The following is a 19,966-nucleotide window of genomic DNA, read 5'->3' as shown; positions in this document are numbered from 1 at the left end:
CCGTCCAGCTCACCGCCACCGGCGAACACACCCTGCCCACCCTGCCGGGCATCGACCTCGGCACACTGCGCCAAACCCGACCCCGGGCAGGCCGCGCGTCCGACGGCGCACTCCTCCAGGTCCGGCAGACACGCTTGCCCCGGACACAGGCCGGTGCGTCCGCATCGGCTCGCGCCGCGCCGTCCAGCTCACCGCCATCGGCGGGCACGCCCTGTCCACCCTGCTGGGCATCGACCTCGGCACGCTGTGCTGAGCCCGGCGCCGGGCGCGCCGCGGGGCCGACGGCGTCACCCGGCAGTCGGCCCGCCAAGGGCACGGGGGCGGCATCGGCGTGCGCCGGACGGTCCAGGGCCGCCACCGGCCCGCCGGCCGAATCCGGTCCAGCACGGTCGTGGTCCCCGCAGGCACCCACCCCCGGCGGGGCGAACTCCCGGCGGCGGCCCTACCGGCCCCACGGCAGGACTCAGCGACAGCGGGGGGCTTCCTCCCCCGGGGTGGGCCCCGACGCGCTCACCCCCCGGCGGTGTTCGATGGGGGTGGTGGGTTCGGGGCGGGACGGGGAACGCAGGGCCACCGCCGATGACAGCAGCAGGAGCGCGCCGAGCATGACGAACGGCGCGGCCACGCCGGCGACTCCGGCGACCAGGCCGGCCGTGGCGGGGGCGGCGACCTGGCCGAGGCGGTTGCCGGTCAGCCGCAGCGCGAGGGCGGTGGAGCGGGCGTCGTCGGGGGCGGCCTGCACGACCGTCGTCATGGACAGCGGCTGGCCGACGCCGAGGCAGAAACCGAGCACGGTGAGGGTCAGACCGAGCGCCCACACCGGCAGCGGCAGCGCGATGCCCGCGCACAGCAGGGCCGCCAGCAGACAGGTCACAGTGAGCAGCGCGGGCCGGCCGAGCAGCCGCAGCAGCGGAGTCAGCACGAGACGGCAGGCGATGCTGGCGCCGGCCCGCAGGCTGAGCAGGACGCCGATGACGGACGGCGCGATGCCCCGGTGCTCGCCGACCACCGGGAGATAGGCGGTGAGAATGTCCGTCGCGGACAGCACGGACAGGCTGATCAGCATGCCCGCGGGCACGCCACGGGCGCGCAGGATCCGGCCGACGGGGACGCGTGCGCCGGACGCGGTGCGGGCCGTGCCGGCCGTACGGTCCTCGACGCGCCACAGCGAGGTGACGGCGACCGCCGCGCCCGCCCCGGCGACCACGAGTGCCAGGGCGCTGCTGCCGGCCATGTCGGGGCCGCCGATCAGGCCGCCCGCCGCGATCGGCCCGACGAGCTGGCCGAGCGAGGCGCCGATGGTGAAGTGGCCGAAGTTGCGGTCCTGTTCGTGCGGGGCCGACTGGCGGGCGACGAGCGACTGGGCGCCGATCACGAAGCTGAGGTGGCCGAGACCCATCACGCCGCTCCACAGGGCCATCGCCCACAGGGAGTTCACCAGGCCGCTGAGCGCACAGCCGCCGGCGATGAGGACGACACCGGCCGGCAGCAGGGGCGCACAGCGGCCGTGGTCGGTGCGCCGGCCCAGCGGTACGGCGGCGAACAGCGGCAGCAGCGCGTACACGCCCGCGATGACGCCGATCGCCCGCTCGTCGGCGCCCAGCGCGAGGGCCCGGTAGGAGACGGCGGGCCGGGCCATCGACACCGCCCCCTGCGCGAAGCCGAAGGCGATGACGAGCCGGAGCAGCCAGCCGCGGTTCCTGCCGGGCCTCACGATGCGGTCCTCCCTGGTGCGGTCGGATGATGCCGAAGAGCGGGCCTGGAGACACGGCCGTACCGGGCGGTCAGTCCAGGACCCGCGCCAGATACGCGCGCAGCAGCTCCCGGGTCTCGGCGATGATCGCCTCGTCGCCCTCCGGGGCGACCCGGAAGGCGAGATGGACGAGGGTGTCGGCGGCCTCCACGGCGACCAGGAAGGTCCGCCGCAACTCCTCGTCGGGGGTGCGGCCCAGATAGCCGGAGAGCAGGTCGGTGAGGCTGTCGGCGACACGGTGGTTGGGCTCGGCGTGCCGGTCGCCGACCGGGATCTGGTTGCCGAAGTCCACGAGGGAGAAGCCGGGTGCGGTGCGCTTCATGGCCAGATATTCGTCCAGTACGGCGTCCATGGCCGCCCGCCAGTCGCCCGGCCGGGCGTCCTTCAGACCCCGGGTGACGCGCTCGGCGTAGCGTTCCAGGTTGCGCTGGGCCAGGGCGTCGGCCATCTGTCGCTTGTTGCCGAAGAAGCGGTACACGGAGCCGATGGGCACGCCGGCGCGGAGCGCGACGGCGCGGGTGCTCAGGGCGTCGTAGCCGACCTCGTCGAGGAGGTCGGCGCAGGCGTCGAGGATCCTCTCCAGGCGTTCGGCACTGCGTCGTTGGACGGGGGCGCGGCGGAGCGATGTCGCATGGGGCACGGGCTTCATGATGCCTTTCGGGCGGAAGCCGGTGAACCCCGTCCCACAGTACGGAGCACGTGGACCGGTGTGCCCGGCCCGCCCCTGCCGCTTTCCCCGGCCGGTGCGCTCACCCGGCCGTGCCGCTTTTCCCTCCCGGTGTGCCCGGTGACATCGTCGGGGCCGGTGCCGTCTCCGCTCCCGACGCGGTGACGTCGGCGGTGCTCTCGACCGGTTTGCCGTGCACCGCCCACACCGTGCCGTCGTCGGCGTAGAGGCGGGCGGTGACCTGGTGGGTGCCCTTCGGGAGGAGGTGGGCGGCGAGGTGGTGGCGCGGGGTGCGCAGCCGCGCGACCGGTTCGCCGTCCACGAAGAGGTTGGCGAGTCCGCGCCCGGGGTGCGCCCGTTCCTGCTCTTCGTCCGGCGAGAAGCGGAAGGCGCGGACGGTCAGCCGTACGTCCCAGCCGCCGGCGGCGTCGGGGGTCACCTCGATATCGATGTCCGGTGCGCCGGCCGCGGGCGCCTCGCGGTAGCGCCGCCCCTCGTCGTCCGTCTTGTCGAGGAGCCGGCCCGCCGGTGCGGACGACCGCGCGCCGGTCCCTTCGCGCGCCTCGCCGGTCCCGCAGCCCGTCGCCCCGGTCAGGAGCAGGACGCAGACGGCGAGCGTGCTGAGAAGTCCACGGGTCCACGGCATGCCCGGGAGCGTAGAACACCGTTCCGCGGCCCGGATCCCCCTGGAGTCGGGAGTTCCGGTCGGTGCCGTACCCCTCAGGGAGCAGGCGGGCGTTCTTGCGTCCGCATTCCCGCAATCCTATGGTGATACACAGGAATAGAGTCGGCGGCGGAATCGGGTTCGCAAGGGAGCGATCATGAGCGGGGACGCACGCAAGACGGCCGAGCGCCTGGCCTATCTGTCCGGCTTCGGCAACGAGCACTCCTCGGAGGCGGTGCCCGGCGCGCTGCCCGAGGGCCGCAACTCACCGCAGCGCGCCCCGCTCGGGCTGTACGCGGAACAGCTCAGCGGCTCGGCGTTCACGGAGCCGCGCGCGCACAACCGGCGCTCCTGGCTGTACCGCATCCGCCCGTCCGCCGCGCACCCGGCGTTCACCCGCGCCGACAACGGGGCGCTGCGCACGGCGCCGTTCGCCGAGTCGGTGCCCGACCCGAACCGGCTGCGCTGGAACCCGCTGCCCGCGCCGCCGGCCGGGACGGACTTCCTCGCCGGTCTGTGGACCCTCGGCGGCAACGGCGACGCCGGCGTGCGCAACGGTATGGCCGTGCATCTCTACCACGCCGACGCCTCGATGGAGCGGGTCTTCAGCGACGCCGACGGGGAGTTGCTGATCGTGCCGGAGCGCGGCGGGCTGCTGCTGCGCACGGAGTTCGGCCTGCTGCATGTGGAGCCGGGCCAGGTCGCGCTGATTCCGCGTGGGGTGCGCTTCCGTGTGGAGCTCCTGGACGACTCGGCCCGGGGTTATGTGTGCGAGAACTATGGTGCGCCGTTCCAGCTGCCGGACCTCGGCCCGATCGGCGCCAACGGGCTGGCCAACGCCCGTGACTTCCGGGCGCCGGTCGCCGCGTACGAGGACGTCGACGGCCCGGTGGAGGTGGTGAACAAGTTCTGCGGCAACCTGTGGACGGCGACGTACGACCACTCCCCGCTCGACGTGGTCGCCTGGCATGGCAACCATGTGCCGTACACCTATGATCTGCGCCGTTTCAATGTGATCGGGACCATCTCGTACGACCACCCGGACCCGTCGATCTTCACGGTGCTCACCTCGCCGTCCGACACTCCCGGGCTCGCCGGTGTCGACTTCGTGGTGTTCGCGCCGCGCTGGCTGGTGGGCGAGGACACGTTCCGTCCGCCGTACTTCCACCGGAACGTGATGAGCGAGTACATGGGCCTGATCGAGGGCGCGTACGACGCCAAGGCGGAGGGCTTCGTGCCGGGCGGCGGCTCGCTGCACAACATGATGTCGGCGCACGGACCTGACCGGGAGACGTTCGACCGGGCGAGCGCCGCCGAGCTGACGCCGCAGCGCGTCGACGACGGGCTGGCGTTCATGTTCGAGACGCGCTGGCCGGTCACGCTCGCCCCGCAGGCGGCGCGCGCGGACCACCTCCAGCAGGACTACGACGGCGTCTGGCGGGGCCTGGAACGGCACTTCCGCCCGTTGCGCTGATCGGTCCCGACGGGTACGGATAGGCCGGTGACCTCCTTCGCCCCGGACTCGATCGTCCTGAACCGCAAGCTGCCGCTCTGGTACCAGGTGTCGCAGTCGCTGCGCGCCTCGATACTCGGCCGCTCGCCCCAGGACCCGCTGCGGCTGCCCACCGAGGAGCGGCTGGCGGAGCACTACGGCGTGAGCGTGCTCACCATGCGGCAGGCGCTGAAGGAACTGGAGGCCGAGGGGCTGATCAGCCGGCACCGGCGGCGCGGCACGTTCATCGAGCCCGCCGCCCGGCGGGGCACCCCGGTGCGGCTGCTCGGCTCGGTGGACGCGATCGTGGCCCAGCAGTCCGGGATGACCACCGAACTGCTCGGCCGGGGCCGGACGGCGGTCCCGGCCGGGCTCGCCGAGCACTTCCCGGATCTGACCGAGGTGGCGACGTACCACCGGCTGCGGTGCGACGAGAAGAGCGGCGAGCCGACCAACCACGCCCGCAACTACGTCCGCCCCGCGCTGGCCCGGCGCATCGACCCGGAGGACCTGGTCCGCTGGCCGATGACGAAGGTGCTGCGGGACGTCGTGGGCGCGGACATCGGCCGCATCACGGACACCGTCGAGGCCCGGCTCGCCGACCCGGAGACGGCACGGCTGCTTCAGGTGCCGCTGCTCAGCCCGATCCTGCACTACACGGGGGTGACCTACGACGCGGCGGGCCGGGTGCTTGACGTGGCGGTCATCCACTACCGCGGGGACCGGTTCTCGTTCACGGTCACCCTCGAAGCGACGTGACTCCGTCGGTTTGGGCGGGGGTGGTCGGTCGCCGTCGTGCCGCAGGCCCGTGGCCGGGTGCGGGCGGCGTCGTGGCTGGGCGCGCAGTTCCCCGCGCCCCTTCAGGGCGACAACACCCCCGGCCCGCCACACACGACACCATGACTCCGACGGACCAGCCCCAGGCAGGCGATCACCGTCATGCGACAGGCCCGTGGCCGAGTGCGGGCAGCGTCGTGGCCGGGCGCGCAGTTCCCCGCGCCCCTTCAGGGCGACAACGGCAACCCCCGCCTTCACACACACGACACCATGACTCCGACGGACAGGCGGTCGCCAGGTGCGGGCAGCGTCGTGGCTGGGCGCGCAGTTCCCCGCGCCCCTTCGGGGCTGCGACGGCGGCGCCCGTCCGGGGCCGTTCGTAGGTGGGAGGTCGTACGATGCCCAGCGTGACGCACGACGACGCTCCGCTGCTCGCGGACCTCATGCCGTGGTCCGTCGCACCGCCGCGACTCGGCCGGGGGTGGCCGGCGGCCCCCGATCCGGCGGCCCTGAAGGCCCGTTGGGACGCCCTCGTGAAGGCCGAGGGCCCGGACCGGGAGGCCCTGTTCGAGCCGACGCGCTCCCGCACCCTGCACTCGGCCGTCGGCCAGCTGCCCGGCCAGGGCACCGGCACGGAGCGGCTGACGCGGGCGGCGGGCCCGTGTCCTGAGCCGGTCCGTGTGCTGACCGCGCCCTTCGACGAGCAGTGGCTGATCCCCGACCACCGGCTGATCGACTCGGCCCGCCCGGAGCTGTGGCGGGTGGCGGACGCGCACCAGGTGTTCGCGGTGGAGACGGCCGCGGAGGGGCCGGGCCCGGTGCTCCTGGCCACATCGCTGCTGCCCGCCCTGCGCCCCGGCCGGATCCGCCCGCTGTACCGGCGGCCGGGCGGCCGGGAGCCCAATCTGGCGCCCGGCCTGCTGGACCACCTGGGCGCCCGGCTGGGGCTGACCCCGACGCCCCTGGACGTGCTGGCCTGGGTCCTGGCGGCGGCCCGGCCGGGCCCGGCGGTGCCGCTCACGGAGGACCCGGAACTGTGGTCGCGGGGCGTGGAGCTGGGCCGCCGCCTGCTGTGGCTGATGCGCCGCGACGGCGAGCGCCCCAAGCTCCCCGGTGGCCGCCGCCCCTACGTCCGCGCCCCGCTCCCGCCGCGCCCGCTCGCCGTCCACTACAACCGCGACGAGGAGTGCCTCCAGCTCGACGAGGGCCGCATCGCGCCGGTCCCGCCCGCGGCCTGGGAGTTCGAGGTGGCCGGAGTCCGGGTGCTGGAGCAGTGGTTCACCGCGCGGACGGCGGAGGCGGCGCCCGGCACCCTGGCGGCCGTCCGCCCCGCGACCTGGCCGCAGTCCTGGACGTCGGAGCTGCTCGAACTGATCACGGCCCTGGCCCTGCTGGCCGAACTGCGGCCCCGGCAGGCCGAGCTGACCGTGGGTGCGCCGATCACGGCCGCGGAGCTGCGCGCGGCGGCCGTCCTCCCGCCGCCGGCCTCGTCCCGTCGGCCCGCCTCGGTCCTGGACCACCACGAGGAGGGCCCGGAGGGGCAGTTCGCGCTGCTCTGAGGGGCGGCGCCGCTCCGACGCGTCTCTAGGCCACCGGCGGGCCGAAGGCGTCGAGGAGGCGGTCCAGGGTCCGTTCGAAGACCACCGCCAGATCGACCGGCCCGGGATCCTGCGCGAACGCCGCCGCCAGGTGCGGGTAGGCGCCCGAGGCGATCCGGCCGCCGAGGTAGGCGCCGCGGGCCGCGTTCTCCTGCTCCTCCGTCCAGGGCAGGGCGCGGGTGCGCTCGGCGCTCTCCAGTTCGGTCCTGACGTAGGTGGTCACGACCCCATTGAGCATCGCGACGAGTTCCAGCTTCGTGCCCTGCGCCCCCTCCAGCGGCTCCAGGCAGGCCAGGCAGTGCTCGAGGTAGCGCAGGGCGTTCGGGCTGAAGCCGTACACCGGTGACATCAGCCGCGGCAGCCACGGATGCCGGTGCATCAGGGCACGCGTCTGCCGCGCCACCCGGCCCATGTCCGCGCGCCAGTCCCCGCTCGGCGGCCACAGCTCGTGTTCACCGCTGACCGCGTCCACCATCAGCTCGTACAGGTCCTCCTTGCGGGGGACGTAGTTGTACAGCGACATGGTGCCGCAGCCCAGTTCGGCCGCCACATGTCGCATCGAGACCGCGTCGAGACCGTCGGCGTCGGCGATCCGCACGGCCGCCGCCGCGATGTCGGCGCGGGTGTACGCCGACTTGGGGCCGCGACCCGTGCGCTCGGGACGGGCCCAGATCACTTCGGGGACGGCCGCTCGGCCTGCCATGGATCATCACCTCACGCCACCATCCTAGTTACGTACACCGTACGCAGTGCGCTATGGTCGACCCATGCCTACTACGTACGCCGTACTCAGTGAACAGCTGGAGAAGCGCTTCGGCGCCGTGCACGCCCTGCGCGGGCTGGACCTGGCCGTCGCGCAGGGCACGGTCTGCGGGCTGCTCGGCCCGAACGGGGCGGGGAAGACGACGGCCGTGCGGCTGCTCACCACGCTGCTGCGGCCGGACGCGGGCTCGGCCCGGGTCGCGGGGCACGACCTCGTGCGGGAGGCCGCGGCCGTGCGGCGCCGGATCGCCGTCACCGGTCAGTACGCGTCGGTCGACGGCGACCTCACCGGGCGGCAGAACCTGCGGCTCTTCGCCCGCCTGCACCGGGTACGCGGCCCCGCCGAGCGGGCCGCCGACCTGCTGGACCGCTTCGGACTGACCGAGGCGGCCGACCGGCGGGCGGCCACCTACTCGGGCGGGATGCGACGCCGGCTGGACCTCGCGGCGAGCCTCGTCCGCCGCCCCGACGTGCTCTTCCTGGACGAGCCCGGCACCGGTCTCGACCCGGTCGGCCGGAACCGGATCCGGGACGCGGTACGCGAACTGACGGCCGAGGGCACAACCGTGCTGCTGACCACGCAGTACCTGGAGGAGGCCGACCAACTCGCCGACGACATCGCCCTGCTGGACCGGGGCCGGGTCGCACACACCGGATCGCCGGCCGAACTGAAGTCCCTCATCGGCTCCTGTGCCGAGGTCGTCGTCGCGCACGCCGACGCGCTGCCGCGGGCGGCCGGCGTCCTCGACCGGCTCACCGGCCGCGAGCCGTCGTTCGACCACGACCGGCGGTCCGTCGGCGCGGTCACCACCGACCCCACCCTGACGCTCCCCCGCCTGGTGCGCGAACTCGACGCGGCGGGCGTGCCGTTGCTGGACGCGAGCCTGCGCCCGCCGACCCTCGACGATGTGTTCCTGCGGCTGACCGGCGAGAGCGCCCGGACCGGGACGGCACAGCACCCGGAGGCCGGCACCGCCGAGCGCGAGGAGGCCACGGCATGAGCGCATGGGCGTACGACGGTGCCGCGCTGGTGGGCCGGCAGCTGCGCCGGGTCCGCAACAGTCCGGGGATCGCGATCCTCACCCAGATCATGCCGGTGAACATGCTGCTGTTCTTCGGCTACGTGTTCGGCAGCGCCCTCGCGATGCCCGGCCGGGAGTACCGGTCCTTCCTGGTCCCCGGGCTGCTGGTGGCGACCGCGGCGGGCGGGATCATGACCGGGATGTTCCAGGCCGCCCAGGACACGCACCGGGGTGTGATGGACCGGTTCCGCACGATGCCGGTGAGCCGGGCCGCCGTGCCGCTCGGCCAGGCCGTGGCGGACCTGGTCGTCTCCGCGCTCGGCACGGTACCGCTGCTGCTGGTCGGGCTCGCCGTGGGGTGGCGGGTCGAGGGGTCGGTGGCCGGGGCGCTCGGCGCGGTGGGTCTGCTGCTGCTGTTCCGGTTCGCCTGCACGAGCGTCGGGATCCTCCTCGGGCTGCTCACCCGCAGCGAGGAGGCCGCCGGGCAGCTCGGCGCCTCGACCTTCGTGCTGCCCCTGCTGTCGAACGCCTACATCCCGACCGACAACCTGCCCGGCTGGCTGCGCGCGTCGGCCGAGTGGAACCCGATCAGCGCGGTCACCACCGCGCTGCGGGACCGGTTCGGCAACGCCCCCGTACCGGAGGGCGCGGCCTGGCCGGTGGCGCATCCGGTCGCCGGGGCGCTGGCGTGGAGCGCGGTCCTGATCGCGGTGTCCCTGCCGCTCGCCGTGCGCCGGTACGCGCGCGGCGAGCGGTGAACGGCTACTTCTGGGGGGCCAGTTCGGGGCCGAGGGACGAGAACTTCTCCTGGGACACGATCCGCCGGGGCGGCCAGGTGATGTTGTCCGGCGGCCACGACTGGCGGGTCTTCTTCAGGAACCACTCCGGCGGCTCATACATGGGCGGTTCATAGCCGTCGGGCAGCGCGGTCTTCCAGGTGATGCCCTGGGTCCGCGCCGCGAACTCGTCCTTGACCGCCTTCAGCCGCTCGGGCTGGGTGATCAGGTCGACCGCGGTCGCCGCGAGGTACTGGGCCGCGGCGACGACGGCCGTCTGGCCGGGGGCGGCGGCCGCGCAGGCCGCGGTGGACCAGGTGTGGAACTTGCCGCCGATGGGGGCGAGCGCGGCGCCCATCGAGACCGTGGGCACGTTCCAGCTGATGTCGGCGACGTCCGTCGAGCCGCCGCCGAGGAACACCGGGTTGGGCGGGGTGAGTTCGGCGATCTCGGCGTGCATGCCCCGCTGCGGGAGACCGAGGGATTCCTGGAGGTCCCTCGCCAGTTGGTGGGCCTCCTCGGTGAACCGCGGCGGTCCGATCCGCTTCATGTTGTCGTACATCAGCTCGGCGAACGACTTGGAGGGCAGCTGGTTCCAGCAGGCGGAGGTGATGCGGTGGCGCACCGTCGTCCGGGACGCCTTCGCCGCGGCCTCCGCGACGGCGATCACCTTGTCGAGCAGGACCTGGACGCGGGCGGTGCTGCCCTCGCGGACGTAGTAGCTGATCTCCGCTATCTCCGGGGTGACGTTGGGGATGTCACCGCCGTTGTTGATCACCCAGTGCAGCCGGCCGGACGGCGCCAGGTTCTCCTCGCGCAGGAACTCCGACATCGTCGCCATCATCACGGCCGCGTCCAGGGCGCTCTTGTTGCCGAGCGGGGTGCCGCCGTGTCCGGCCACGCCGAGGAAGGTGAAGGTCACGGCGGTCATCGCGGTCGAGCTGCCCCAGCCGGTGGCGTTCGCGGTGGAGGGGTGCCAGTCGAGGAAGGCGTCGAGGCCGTCGTAGACGCCCCTGCTGACCGCGTAGGTCTTGCCGATCAGGGCCTCCTCGGCGGTCGAGCCGAAGAACTTCACGGTGACGGGCAGCCGGTGCTTCTTCGCGGAGTGCGCGACCGCCGCGGCGGCGGCCGCTGCCGCCGTGCCCAGGGCGCTGTGGCCGCAGCCGTGACCGGGGCCGTAGCCGGGCGCGAACGGGTCGTGCACGTATTCACGCGGGTCGTGGTGGCCGACGCCCTTGTGCTGGGAGAGGCCGGGCAGGGCGTCGTACTCGCCGCTGAAGCCGAGCACGGGCCCGCCGCTGCCGTAGGAGTAGGTCGCGGTGAAGGCGGTGGGGAAGCCGGCGGTGCCGAACCGGACGTCGAAGCCGGCCCGCTGCAGGAACTCGGCCTCGGCGAGGGACGACTTCCACTCGCGCAGGCTCAGCTCGGCGTTCTCCCAGATCTCGGTGTTGAGTCCGGTGATCCGGTCGGAGTTGCCCGTGATCCAGGCCAGGGCGGAGTCCTTGGCGGGGCTGTCCTGGGCGAGGCCCTCGGGCGGCCGGTAGCCGGCGGCCGTGACGTCGACGGCGGCCGCCATCGCGGGGTCGGCCTCGGCGCTCATGACGGCGCCGGTGACACCGGCCGCGCCCAGCAGTTGCATGATCCGGCGCCGGCTCGGCCGCGCGCCGTCCGTGCCGCTCGTCTCGTGGTCGTGCTGATCGTGCAGGTCACACACGCGCGCCTCCGGTGGTGAGGATCGGTGTACCAGCGACATGACACAGCAAACGATCAGTCACGATGGCCCCACGAGATTGCCCCGTCAACATCCGCGTATGACAAACCTGTTACACGAGGGCCGCGGGGTGGGTGGCGGCGGTGCGGGGAGCGGGGGTGGGGAGTGGGGGTGTCGGCGTCTGTCCCCCATCGATGCCGGGTGGGGACGGGCAGGGATGGGGGACGTGCGGGCGCTCGGGCAGCACACCGCGGCCCGCTGCGTGCCGCGGGGATGACGGACGACCGGATCGCAGCGTGGCGCCGGGACGGTGTGGCGGCCCGAGTGCGCCCGTCGGTCAGTGCCTGTGGCCGCCGAACAGCGAACGCCGCAGCCGACGCAGCGGCGCGAAGAGCGACACACGGCGCACCCGTGTGTCCCGGTCGCTGCGCTTGTGCGTGGTGTCACGCGCGGTCAGCTCGCGCATCAGTGACGTCGCCTCGGCCGTCTTCTGCTGCGGTATGGCGGGGCCCGCCAGCACCGAAAGATGGCGGTCGAGGCGCGAACTGGTCGCGCTGCTCCCGCAGGTGATCGCAGGGACCCTCGCCCTGCTGCGCACTGTTATCTGCTCCATGTCACTCCCCACCCGTAACGAGTCCACCCGGCGCGGGCAGAGTAACCCTATCGCCCCATCCGGGCACTCGGGTATCGGGCCCGCAGGATTCACCTTCCCCGCAAGGAGGTTGACGATTACTCTCCGAATCCGACCGATTTCAGGGCGAGTTGCGCAATCGGCTGACTGGTGGGCTGCGCGGAGCCGCCGCCGGGCTCGACGGTCACCGCGAGTGACATCGCGGACGCGTCAAGTCCGGTCGCGATCAAGGGCGTGTCGCCGGCGAGGAGCCCGAGGGAGCGCGGTTGCACATCGGGGCGCATGAGCCACAGCTGGTGCACGCGCCCGCCGGGCGGACTGTCGTACCCGCTGAGGGTGACGACGGCCCGTCCCTCGGTCGCGGAGGCGATCACCGCGATACCACGGCCACGGGCATCCTTGCTGCTGGTCGCCCGTGCGTCGGGGGCCGCGAGCACCTGTGCGATCTCGTTCGCCCGGGCCCGCTCGGCGTCCAGCCGGTCCTGGGTCCGGCCCGCCTGGACCGCGAAGAGTCCGGCGACGACGAGGGCCGCGGCGGCGGTCGCCGTGGTGAGCGGAACGAGCAGGGGGCGCACCCGGGGCGTACGGGTGCGTGCCGGCGGGGGCTGGGTGCCCCAGACGTGCGGCGGCAGCTGCGGTGTGCGCTCCCGCCCGGGGGCCTGCCGCCCGGGGACCGGCTCCTGCGGGGTGGCGCGCACGGCGGCCAGCACCCGCTCGCGCAGCGCGGCCGGCGCCGGGGCCGCCGTGGACCAGGCGAGCCGCACCGCGTCCTCGGACAGCGCCCGGACCTCGCCGGCGCAGTGCTCGCAGCGGTCGAGGTGCTTCTCGAAGCGGCGCCGCTCGCCGGCGTCGAGGGAGTCGAGCGCGTAGGGCGCGGCCAGCGAGTGCAGGTCCTCGCGGCGCAGCAGACGGCGGAGGGCATTCATGCGGCACCTCCCAGGCACTCGCGCAGCCGGGTCAGTCCGTCGCGCATCCGCGTCTTCACCGTGCCCAGCGGCAACGAGAGCCGCTCGGCCACCTCACGGTACGTGTAGCCGTCGTAGTAGGCGAGGGTGACGGACTGCCGCTGGAGGGCGGTGAGCCGGTCCAGACAGTGGCGCACCCACTCGCGCTCAAGGCCCGCCTCCACCTCCTCGGTCACCTGGTCGAAGGCCGGGTGGTGGGCGCGGCGGGCCTCGCGCTCCTCGCGTTCGCCGGCCGCGCGGACGCTGCGCACCCGGTCAACGGCACGCCGGTGGGCAAGGGTGAGGATCCAGGAGAGGGCGCTGCCCCGGGCGGGGTCGAACCGCCCCGCGGAGCGCCACAGTTCGAGCAGCACCTCCTGGGCCACCTCCTCCGACTGGGCCGGGTCCCGCACCACGCGCCGCACCAGGCCGAACACGGGTCCGGACACCAGTCCGTACAGGTCCTCGAATGCCTTCTGGTCGCCGCCCGCCACGAGCACCAGAAGTTCGTCCGCCTCCACCGCATCCCTCTCTCGCCGTCCGCACCCGGACCGTCCCGTCACACCAGGCATTCGCACCGAACGCACCTCCGGACGGTGTTACGGATCAGCCGGGCGAAAACGCGGGTCGGGCCGGGGAAGAAAAAAGTTTCCCGGCCGACCAATCCGCCCCGGCGCCGTCTCCGAATCCCCGGCATCAGGCAAGTCGGCACGGAGGACGGACGGCATGACTCCTCTCATCTCCAGGAGGGCCACGGGACGTTCGGGTCTCGTCACCCTCATCTGTGGTGCGCTGGCCGCCGGAGGGCTCACAGCCGCCGGTGTGGCCACGCTGGAACCGGGGGCGGCCTCCGCCTCCTCGCACCGGGAGGCCCCGCTGATCTCGGGGACCCCGCAGTACGACAACACGGACGTGTACGCGTTCGTCAGCCCGGACGAGCCGGACACGACGACGGTCATCGCCAACTGGATCCCGTTCGAGGAGCCGGCCGGCGGACCGAACTTCTACACGTTCGCGGACGACGCCCAGTACGACATCCACATCGACAACAACGGTGACGGGCAGGGCGAGCTGCTGTTCCGCTGCACCTTCACCACCCACCGCAAGAACGGGGACACGTTCCTCTACAACACGGGACCCGTCACCAGCCTCGACGACCCCGACCTGAACATCACACAGACCTACGACATCGATCTGATCCGGCTGAAGGACCAGCACGTGATGTCGAAGACGAGGATCGCGGACGACGTGCCGGTCGCGCCGTCCAATGTGGGCAAGGCCTCGATGCCGGACTACGGCGCGCTGCGCGCGCAGGCGATCCACAAGGCGGCGGGCGGCGCCCGGACCTTCGCCGGACAGGCGGACGACCCGTTCTTCCTGGACCTGCGCGTCTTCGACCTGCTGTACGGCGGCAACCTGTCCGAGGTCGGCCGGGACACCCTCAAGGGCTACAACGTCAACACGATCGCCCTGCAGGTGCCGAACGACCTGATCCGCGAGTCGGCGGAGCAGCCGGTCGTCGGCATCTGGTCGACGACGCAGCGCAGAAACGCGCAGGGGTACTACGCACAGGTGTCGCGGCTGGGCAACCCGCTGGTCAACGAGGTCGTCAACCCGCAGAAGGACAAGGACAAGTTCAATGCCTCCGTGCCGTGGGACGACGCGCAGTTCCTGAAGAACGTCACCAACCCGGAGCTGCCGAAGCTCATCGAGGCGATCTACAAGATCCCGGCGCCCGCCGAGCCGCGCAACGACCTGGTCGATGTCTTCCTGAAGGGGGTCGAGGGGCTCAACCGGCCGCCGAACGTGCGCCCGGCGGAGGAGCTGCGCCTGAACACCTCGATCAAGCCGAGCGCGCACCCCAAGCGGCTCGGTGTGCTCGACGGTGACAACGCGGGCTTCCCGAACGGCCGTCGGCTGACCGACGACGTGATCGATATCGCCCTCCAGGTGGTCGAGGGTGAACTGGTCGGCGCCAAGAACGACTTGGGTGACGCGGTGGACGCGAACGACAAGAAGTTCGAGCACCGCTTCCCGTACGTGGCCGAGCCGACGGCCGGTTCGCGCGGCGCGCTCGCCAAGGGCACCACCGAGGGCGCCGACGTCCGCAGCGGGCTCGCTGACGCGCTGCGGCCGGCCGGCTCGTCCGCCGGCTCCGGCAATACGGTGCTGATCGCCGCCTCGGCGGCCTCGGGCGCGGCCGGGGTGCTGCTGATCGGGACCGCCCTGGCGTGGTGGCGCCGTCGGCTGCAGCGCCCGTACTGACCGGGCACCCCACCCCCACCGACCGGCGCGGCCCGCATCCCCGTCTCCCCCACGGCGCGGGCCGCGCCACCCCACGCACGACCACCCGCCCAGGCGACGGAGGAGAGGGCATGCCCCCGCGTACGCACGACGACGGACCGGCCGCACGGCCGGCGAACGCACCTGAGCACGAACCGGGGACCGGCCGCCCCGATCGCCCGGGGAACGAGCCGGAGACCCCGGAGAACACCGTCCCCGAGAACGAGCCGGGGAGCAACACCTCCGGGAGCGGGCCGACGAGCACGGGACCGGCCGGCGCCGCCCCGCCGGACGCCGCGGTCGACGAGCGGAGCGCCACCGGGCGGCGGGTGGCGGCTGCCGGGCGGCGGTGGCGGCGGGCCCGGACCGCCGGCTGCGCGGTGCTGCTGGCCGTCGCGCTCACCGGTGGTGCCGTCGCCGTGGGCGCCGCGCGGGACGGGGCACCCGCCTCCGCCGCCGCGGTCTCCGCAGCCGCCGTCTCCCCAGCCCTGCTGAGCGGCGGCGACCTCGACGCGGGCATCGCCGCGCTGCAGGCGCATCTGCTTGCCCAGCCACGGGACTTCTCCGGCTGGGCCGTGCTCGGACTCGCGTACGTCGAACAGGCCCGCGTCCAGGGCGACCCGTCCCGGTACCCGCAGGCCGACCGGGCCCTGCGGCGCTCCCTGCGGCTGGCCCCGGACAACGACCAGGCCCTCGCGGGACGCGCCGCGCTCGCCGCCGCCCGGCACGACTTCACGGGCGCCCTCCGCCATGCGGACCGGGCGCTGACGCAGAACCCCTACAGCGAGCGCGCCCTGTGCTCCCGGATCGACGCCCTCGTCGAACTCGGCCGCTACGACGAGGCGGCCCGGGCCGCCGACACCGCCGACGCGCGGCGCCCGGGGGTGCCGGTCTTCACCCGGTACGCCTATGTCCGCGAGCTGCGCGGCGACGTCGGCACGGCCCGGCGGGTGCTGGAGCGGGCGCTGGCCGCCGCCGCCACGCCCGGGGATGTGGCGTACGTCGCCACCCAGCTCGGCCAACTCGCCTGGAACCAGGGCGACCACCGGACGGCCCTGACCCACTACGCCCGCGCGCTCGCCGCCGACGAAACCTACCTCCCCGCCCTGGAGGGCCGGGCCCGCGCCCAGGCGGCGAGCGGTGACCGGGCCGCCGCCGTCCGGGGCCTGGAGGCCGTCGTCGCCCGCTCCCCGCTGCCCGGCCCGCTGGTCGGACTCGGCGAGTTGTACGAGGCGCGCGGCGCGGCGGGCGACCAGGACCGGGCCCGTGACCAGTACGCCCTCGTCGGCGCGTGGACGGACCTCGCCCGCGCGGGCGGTGTCGACGCCGACCTGGACACCGCGCTCGCCGCCGCCGACCACGGCGACCGGGCCGCCGCCCTGCGCGCGGCGCGCGCCGAGTGGGCCCGCCGGCACAGCGTGCACACCGCGGACGCGCTCGCCTGGGCGCTGCACGTCAACGGCCGGGACCGGGAGGCACTGCCGTACGCCCGCCGGGCCACGGCGACCGGGTACCGCAACGCCGCCTTCCTCTACCACCGCGGGATGATCGAGCTGGCCGCGGGCGACCGGCGGGAGGGCCGCGCCTCGCTCAGGGCGGCCCTGCGGCTCAACCCCGGCTTCTCGCCGCTCGGCGCGGCCCGGGCCCGTACGGCACTGCACGGGCCGGAGGCGGCCGAGTGAGCCTCCGTCACCCCTTCGCCGCCGCCGCGGCCGTGCTCACGGCGGCCTCTGTGCTCGCGCTGGTCCCGGCCGCGGGCGCGTGGGCGCACCCGCTCGGCAATTTCACCGTCAACCGGTACGACGGCCTCGTGGCGGCGCCCGGGCAGCTCCGCGTCGACCACGTCGAGGATCTCGCCGAGATCCCCGCCACCCAGGCCCGGCCGGACATCGAGCGGCTGGGGACGGCCGGGTGGGCCCGGCAGCGGTGCGCCGAGGCCGCCGAGGGCAGCGCGCTCAGCGTGGCCGGCCGGCGGACCGCGCTGTCCGTCGAACGCAGTCACGCGCTGCGGCGCCCCGGACAGGCCGGGCTCGACACCGTCCGCGTGGAGTGCCGGTTCACCGCCCCGCTGCCCGAGGGCGCCGTCGCGATCGGCTTCCACGCGGCGGGCGCGGACAGCGGGCCGGGCTGGCGGGAGATCACGGCGCGCGGCGACCGGATGACGCTCACCGCGACGGATGTGCCCGAACGCTCCGTCTCGCACGAACTCACCAGCTATCCCGGGGAGTTGCTGTCCTCCCCCGCCGACGCCGGCGGCGCCGCCGTACGGGTGCGGCCCGGCGGTCCCGCCCTCGCCGGGCCCGACCGGGACGCGCCCGCCGCCACGGTCCTGCCGCGCGCCGCCGACCGCTGGACCAGCGCGCTGGACGACCTCGTCGCCCGGCACCGTCCGACCGCCGGCTTCGCCCTCCTGGCGCTGGTCGTCGCGGCCGGACTCGGCGCGCTGCACGCGCTCGCCCCGGGCCACGGCAAGACGTTGATGGCCGCGACGGCGGCCGCCCGGGGCGGCCGGGCCCGGCTGCGGGACGTGCTGCCCCTGGCGGCCTCGGTGACGGTCACCCACACCCTCGGCGTCGTCGCCCTCGGCCTGCTCGTCACGGCGGGCTCGGCGGCGGCGCCCTCGGTGATCGCGTGGCTGGGCATCGCGAGCGGAATCCTGGTGATGCTGGCGGGCACCGGTCTCGTACGCCGGACATGGCGCGACCGCCCGCGCGCGCACCGGCACCCGCACCGGCACTCGCACCCGCACCCGCACCCGCACCCGCACCCGCACCCGCACCCGCACCCGCACCCGCACCCGCACCCGCACGACCATCTCCCCGACCACGACCACGACCACCCGCACACCGTCGAGCACACCCACGGCGGTTCCACCCACACGCACCCCAGCGCCCCCACGCTCCGCGGCACGATCCTGCTCGGCTTCGCGGGCGGGCTCGTGCCCAGCCCGTCCGCGGTGGTGGTGCTCGTCGGCGCCGCCGCGCTCGGTCACGCCTGGTTCGGGCTGCTGCTCGTCGTCGCCTACGGGACCGGACTGGCCCTGACGCTGACCGCGGCCGGGTTCGCCGTCGTCAAGCTGGGTACGGGAATGACCCGGGTGCTGGACGGACGACCCGGCTGGACCACCCATCCGGTGGCCGCCCTGGTACGCCGGACCGTGCCCCTGGCATCGGCGGTCGCCGTCGTGGCCCTGGGGATCGGACTGGTGCTCAAGGGGACGGCATCCGCGTTCGGATGAGCTACTTTGTGGAGATGTCTCGCGAGCTGGCGTCGGGGGGGCACCCGTGTCGGAAGAACCGGGCAACGAACGTGTGATCGCGGGCCGTTACCGACTGCTGTCCCCGCTCGGCGAGGGCGGCATGGGCACCGTGTGGCGGGCGCGCGACGAGGTGCTGCACCGCGAGGTGGCGGTCAAGGAGGTGCGGGCCCCGGCCGGCCTGCCGGGCCCGGACGTGGAGCGGATGTACGCCCGTCTGGAGCGCGAGGCGTGGGCGGCGGCCCGGGTCGCGCACCGCAATGTGGTGACGGTGTACGACGTGGCGATGGAGGGCGGCCGGCCGTGGATCGTCATGGAGTTGATCCGGGGTCTGTCGCTCGCCGACCAGTTGGCGGCGGAGGGCCCGCTGCCGCCGCAGCGCGTCGCGCAGATCGGCGCCGAGGTGCTGGCCGCGCTGCGCGCCGCCCACGGGGCCGGGGTGCTGCACCGGGACGTCAAGCCGGGCAATGTGCTGCTGACGAACGACGGCCGGGTGGTGCTCACCGACTTCGGCATCGCCACCGTGGAGGGCAGCTCCGCGCTGACCATGACGGGCGAGATGGTCGGTTCACCCGAATTCCTCGCCCCGGAGCGGGCGTTGGGGCGTACCCCGGGCCCCGAGTCCGATCTGTGGTCGCTGGGTGTGCTGCTGTACGTGGCGGTCGAGGGCACCTCGCCGTTCCGGCACGACACCGCGCTCAGCACCCTGCGCGCGGTGGTCGACGAGGAGGTGCCGCCGCCGCGCCGTGCGGGACCGCTCACCCCGGTCGTCGAGGGGCTGCTGCGCAAGGATCCCGCCGAGCGGCCGACGGCCGAGCTGGCCGAGCGGGAGCTGCGGCTGGTCGCGGCGGGCGGCGCGCCGCGTGCGGGCACGGCGTACGCGGCGACGGCCCCGACCCGGCCGGTCCGCCCGGACCCGACGCGGCCGGTGCCGGTCCGCTCCGAGGGCCCGTCGTCCCCGGCGCCGACCACGGCGATCGCGGCGCCCGCACCCGAGCGCGGCCGTCGTGCCGTCGTCGTCCTGGTGGCGGGCCTGGTCGCCATGGCGCTCGCGCTGGCCGGGCTGACGTACGCCCTGCTGAACCGCGACGGCGGCGGTGGCGGCTCCGCGGCCGACGGCGGGCCGGGGAGCAGTCTCGGCTCCCCCGCGCCGAGCGGCGGCACCGGCTCAGGCGCCCAGAACACGCCGCCCGACGCGAACACCACCCCGTCCGACAGCGAGCCGGTCCAGTCGGTGCGGGTCACCCTGACCGGCACCGACACGCGGTATTCCGGGGCCTGTCCGCCGCCGGCCGCGCATGCCCCGGCCTTCACGGCGACGTTCACCGTGGGGCGGTTGCCCGCACAGGTGGAGTACCGGTGGGTGGCGAAGCACGGGGCGGTCTCCGACCCGGGGTGGCAGACGCTGTCGTTCCCGGCGGGCGGCGGGCGGACGCAGCAGGACAAGGTGGTGGTGACCACCTACTCCGAGAGCGGAACGATCGAGAACGCGATCAGCGTGGAGGTACGGGGTCCGGTGCGGACGACGTCCGACGCCGTGCCGTTCTCGGTGACGTGCACGGCGGCGGAGACCCCGACGGACGGGGCCTCCGCTTCGCCTACGGACTCGTCGTCGAACGCGCCCTGACGG

17 protein-coding genes are annotated in these 19,966 nt (G+C 74.3%); 9 read left to right on the top strand and 8 right to left on the bottom strand.

Annotation, left to right across the window (positions count from 1 at the left end):
- Positions 1-463: 463 nt before the first annotated feature.
- From CTZ28_RS05970 to CTZ28_RS05960, 3 genes are all read right to left on the bottom strand, one after another.
- On the bottom strand, positions 464-1,714 hold the full coding sequence (locus tag CTZ28_RS05970; protein ID WP_259471486.1) for an MFS transporter: 1,251 nt from the start codon (positions 1,712-1,714) through the stop codon (positions 464-466).
- A 70-nt stretch (positions 1,715-1,784) separates the two neighbouring features.
- On the bottom strand, positions 1,785-2,402 hold the full coding sequence (locus tag CTZ28_RS05965; protein WP_121888194.1) for a TetR/AcrR family transcriptional regulator: 618 nt from the start codon (positions 2,400-2,402) through the stop codon (positions 1,785-1,787).
- 100 nt (positions 2,403-2,502) lie between these two features.
- Positions 2,503-3,066, bottom strand: a complete 564-nt coding sequence (locus CTZ28_RS05960; protein WP_121888193.1) for a hypothetical protein — start codon at positions 3,064-3,066, stop codon at positions 2,503-2,505.
- Positions 3,067-3,241: 175 nt separating this feature from the next.
- On the opposite strand from CTZ28_RS05960, the gene hmgA reads away from it, so the two are divergent.
- The 3 genes from hmgA to CTZ28_RS05945 all read left to right on the top strand — a co-directional run bounded on the left by hmgA (position 3,242) and on the right by CTZ28_RS05945 (position 6,912).
- A complete protein-coding gene (gene hmgA / locus CTZ28_RS05955) occupies positions 3,242-4,558 on the top strand; it encodes a homogentisate 1,2-dioxygenase (protein WP_121888192.1) in 1,317 nt (438 codons plus the stop codon).
- Positions 4,559-4,585: 27 nt separating this feature from the next.
- Positions 4,586-5,335, top strand: a complete 750-nt coding sequence (locus tag CTZ28_RS05950) for a GntR family transcriptional regulator (RefSeq protein ID WP_121888191.1) — start codon at positions 4,586-4,588, stop codon at positions 5,333-5,335.
- 416 nt (positions 5,336-5,751) lie between these two features.
- Positions 5,752-6,912 carry a type ISP restriction/modification enzyme gene (locus CTZ28_RS05945; RefSeq protein ID WP_183154280.1) on the top strand — a complete coding sequence of 387 codons (1,161 nt, stop codon included), beginning with the start codon at positions 5,752-5,754 and terminating at the stop codon, positions 6,910-6,912.
- Positions 6,913-6,937: 25 nt separating this feature from the next.
- On the opposite strand, the gene CTZ28_RS05940 is transcribed toward CTZ28_RS05945, so the two are convergent.
- The gene (locus CTZ28_RS05940; protein WP_121888189.1) at positions 6,938-7,654 is read right to left on the bottom strand and encodes a TetR/AcrR family transcriptional regulator; all 717 of its coding nucleotides are present in this window, start codon (positions 7,652-7,654) and stop codon (positions 6,938-6,940) included.
- Between the two features lie 64 nt (positions 7,655-7,718).
- On the opposite strand from CTZ28_RS05940, the gene CTZ28_RS05935 reads away from it, so the two are divergent.
- Both CTZ28_RS05935 and CTZ28_RS05930 read left to right on the top strand, forming a co-directional pair.
- Positions 7,719-8,714: an ATP-binding cassette domain-containing protein gene (locus tag CTZ28_RS05935; protein WP_121888188.1), complete on the top strand. Its 996-nt coding sequence runs from the start codon at positions 7,719-7,721 to the stop codon at positions 8,712-8,714.
- Positions 8,711-9,493 carry an ABC transporter permease gene (locus CTZ28_RS05930; protein WP_121888187.1) on the top strand — a complete coding sequence of 261 codons (783 nt, stop codon included), beginning with the start codon at positions 8,711-8,713 and terminating at the stop codon, positions 9,491-9,493. The genes CTZ28_RS05935 and CTZ28_RS05930 overlap by 4 nt, the downstream gene beginning before the upstream one ends.
- A gap of 4 nt (positions 9,494-9,497) precedes the next feature.
- On the opposite strand, the gene CTZ28_RS05925 is transcribed toward CTZ28_RS05930, so the two are convergent.
- From CTZ28_RS05925 to CTZ28_RS05910, 4 genes are all read right to left on the bottom strand, one after another.
- Positions 9,498-11,225 (bottom strand): amidohydrolase, encoded by a 1,728-nt coding sequence (locus CTZ28_RS05925; RefSeq protein WP_259471485.1) that lies wholly within the window; start codon positions 11,223-11,225, stop codon positions 9,498-9,500.
- Positions 11,226-11,559: 334 nt separating this feature from the next.
- Positions 11,560-11,835, bottom strand: a complete 276-nt coding sequence (locus CTZ28_RS05920; RefSeq protein WP_121888185.1) for a hypothetical protein — start codon at positions 11,833-11,835, stop codon at positions 11,560-11,562.
- A 116-nt stretch (positions 11,836-11,951) separates the two neighbouring features.
- On the bottom strand, positions 11,952-12,779 hold the full coding sequence (locus CTZ28_RS05915; protein ID WP_121888184.1) for an anti-sigma factor: 828 nt from the start codon (positions 12,777-12,779) through the stop codon (positions 11,952-11,954).
- Positions 12,776-13,369: a sigma-70 family RNA polymerase sigma factor gene (locus CTZ28_RS05910; protein ID WP_310887593.1), complete on the bottom strand. Its 594-nt coding sequence runs from the start codon at positions 13,367-13,369 to the stop codon at positions 12,776-12,778. The genes CTZ28_RS05915 and CTZ28_RS05910 overlap by 4 nt, the downstream gene beginning before the upstream one ends.
- A gap of 154 nt (positions 13,370-13,523) precedes the next feature.
- On the opposite strand from CTZ28_RS05910, the gene CTZ28_RS05905 reads away from it, so the two are divergent.
- From CTZ28_RS05905 to CTZ28_RS05890, 4 genes are all read left to right on the top strand, one after another.
- On the top strand, positions 13,524-15,062 hold the full coding sequence (locus tag CTZ28_RS05905; protein ID WP_121888182.1) for a DUF4331 domain-containing protein: 1,539 nt from the start codon (positions 13,524-13,526) through the stop codon (positions 15,060-15,062).
- 110 nt (positions 15,063-15,172) lie between these two features.
- Complete coding sequence (locus CTZ28_RS05900; RefSeq protein WP_220795309.1) at positions 15,173-16,762, top strand: tetratricopeptide repeat protein; 1,590 nt, start codon at positions 15,173-15,175, stop codon at positions 16,760-16,762.
- Positions 16,759-18,318 carry a HoxN/HupN/NixA family nickel/cobalt transporter gene (locus CTZ28_RS05895; protein WP_121888181.1) on the top strand — a complete coding sequence of 520 codons (1,560 nt, stop codon included), beginning with the start codon at positions 16,759-16,761 and terminating at the stop codon, positions 18,316-18,318. Before CTZ28_RS05900 ends, CTZ28_RS05895 begins: the two co-directional genes overlap by 4 nt.
- A gap of 46 nt (positions 18,319-18,364) precedes the next feature.
- The gene (locus CTZ28_RS05890) at positions 18,365-19,963 is read left to right on the top strand and encodes a serine/threonine-protein kinase (RefSeq protein ID WP_121888180.1); all 1,599 of its coding nucleotides are present in this window, start codon (positions 18,365-18,367) and stop codon (positions 19,961-19,963) included.
- The last annotated feature ends 3 nt before the right edge of the window (positions 19,964-19,966 follow it).

Source organism: Streptomyces shenzhenensis (genome assembly GCF_003688995.1).
In the GTDB taxonomy this organism is placed as follows: Bacteria; Actinomycetota; Actinomycetes; order Streptomycetales; family Streptomycetaceae; genus Streptomyces; species Streptomyces shenzhenensis_A.
This window is presented reverse-complemented; position numbering and strand designations above follow the sequence as displayed.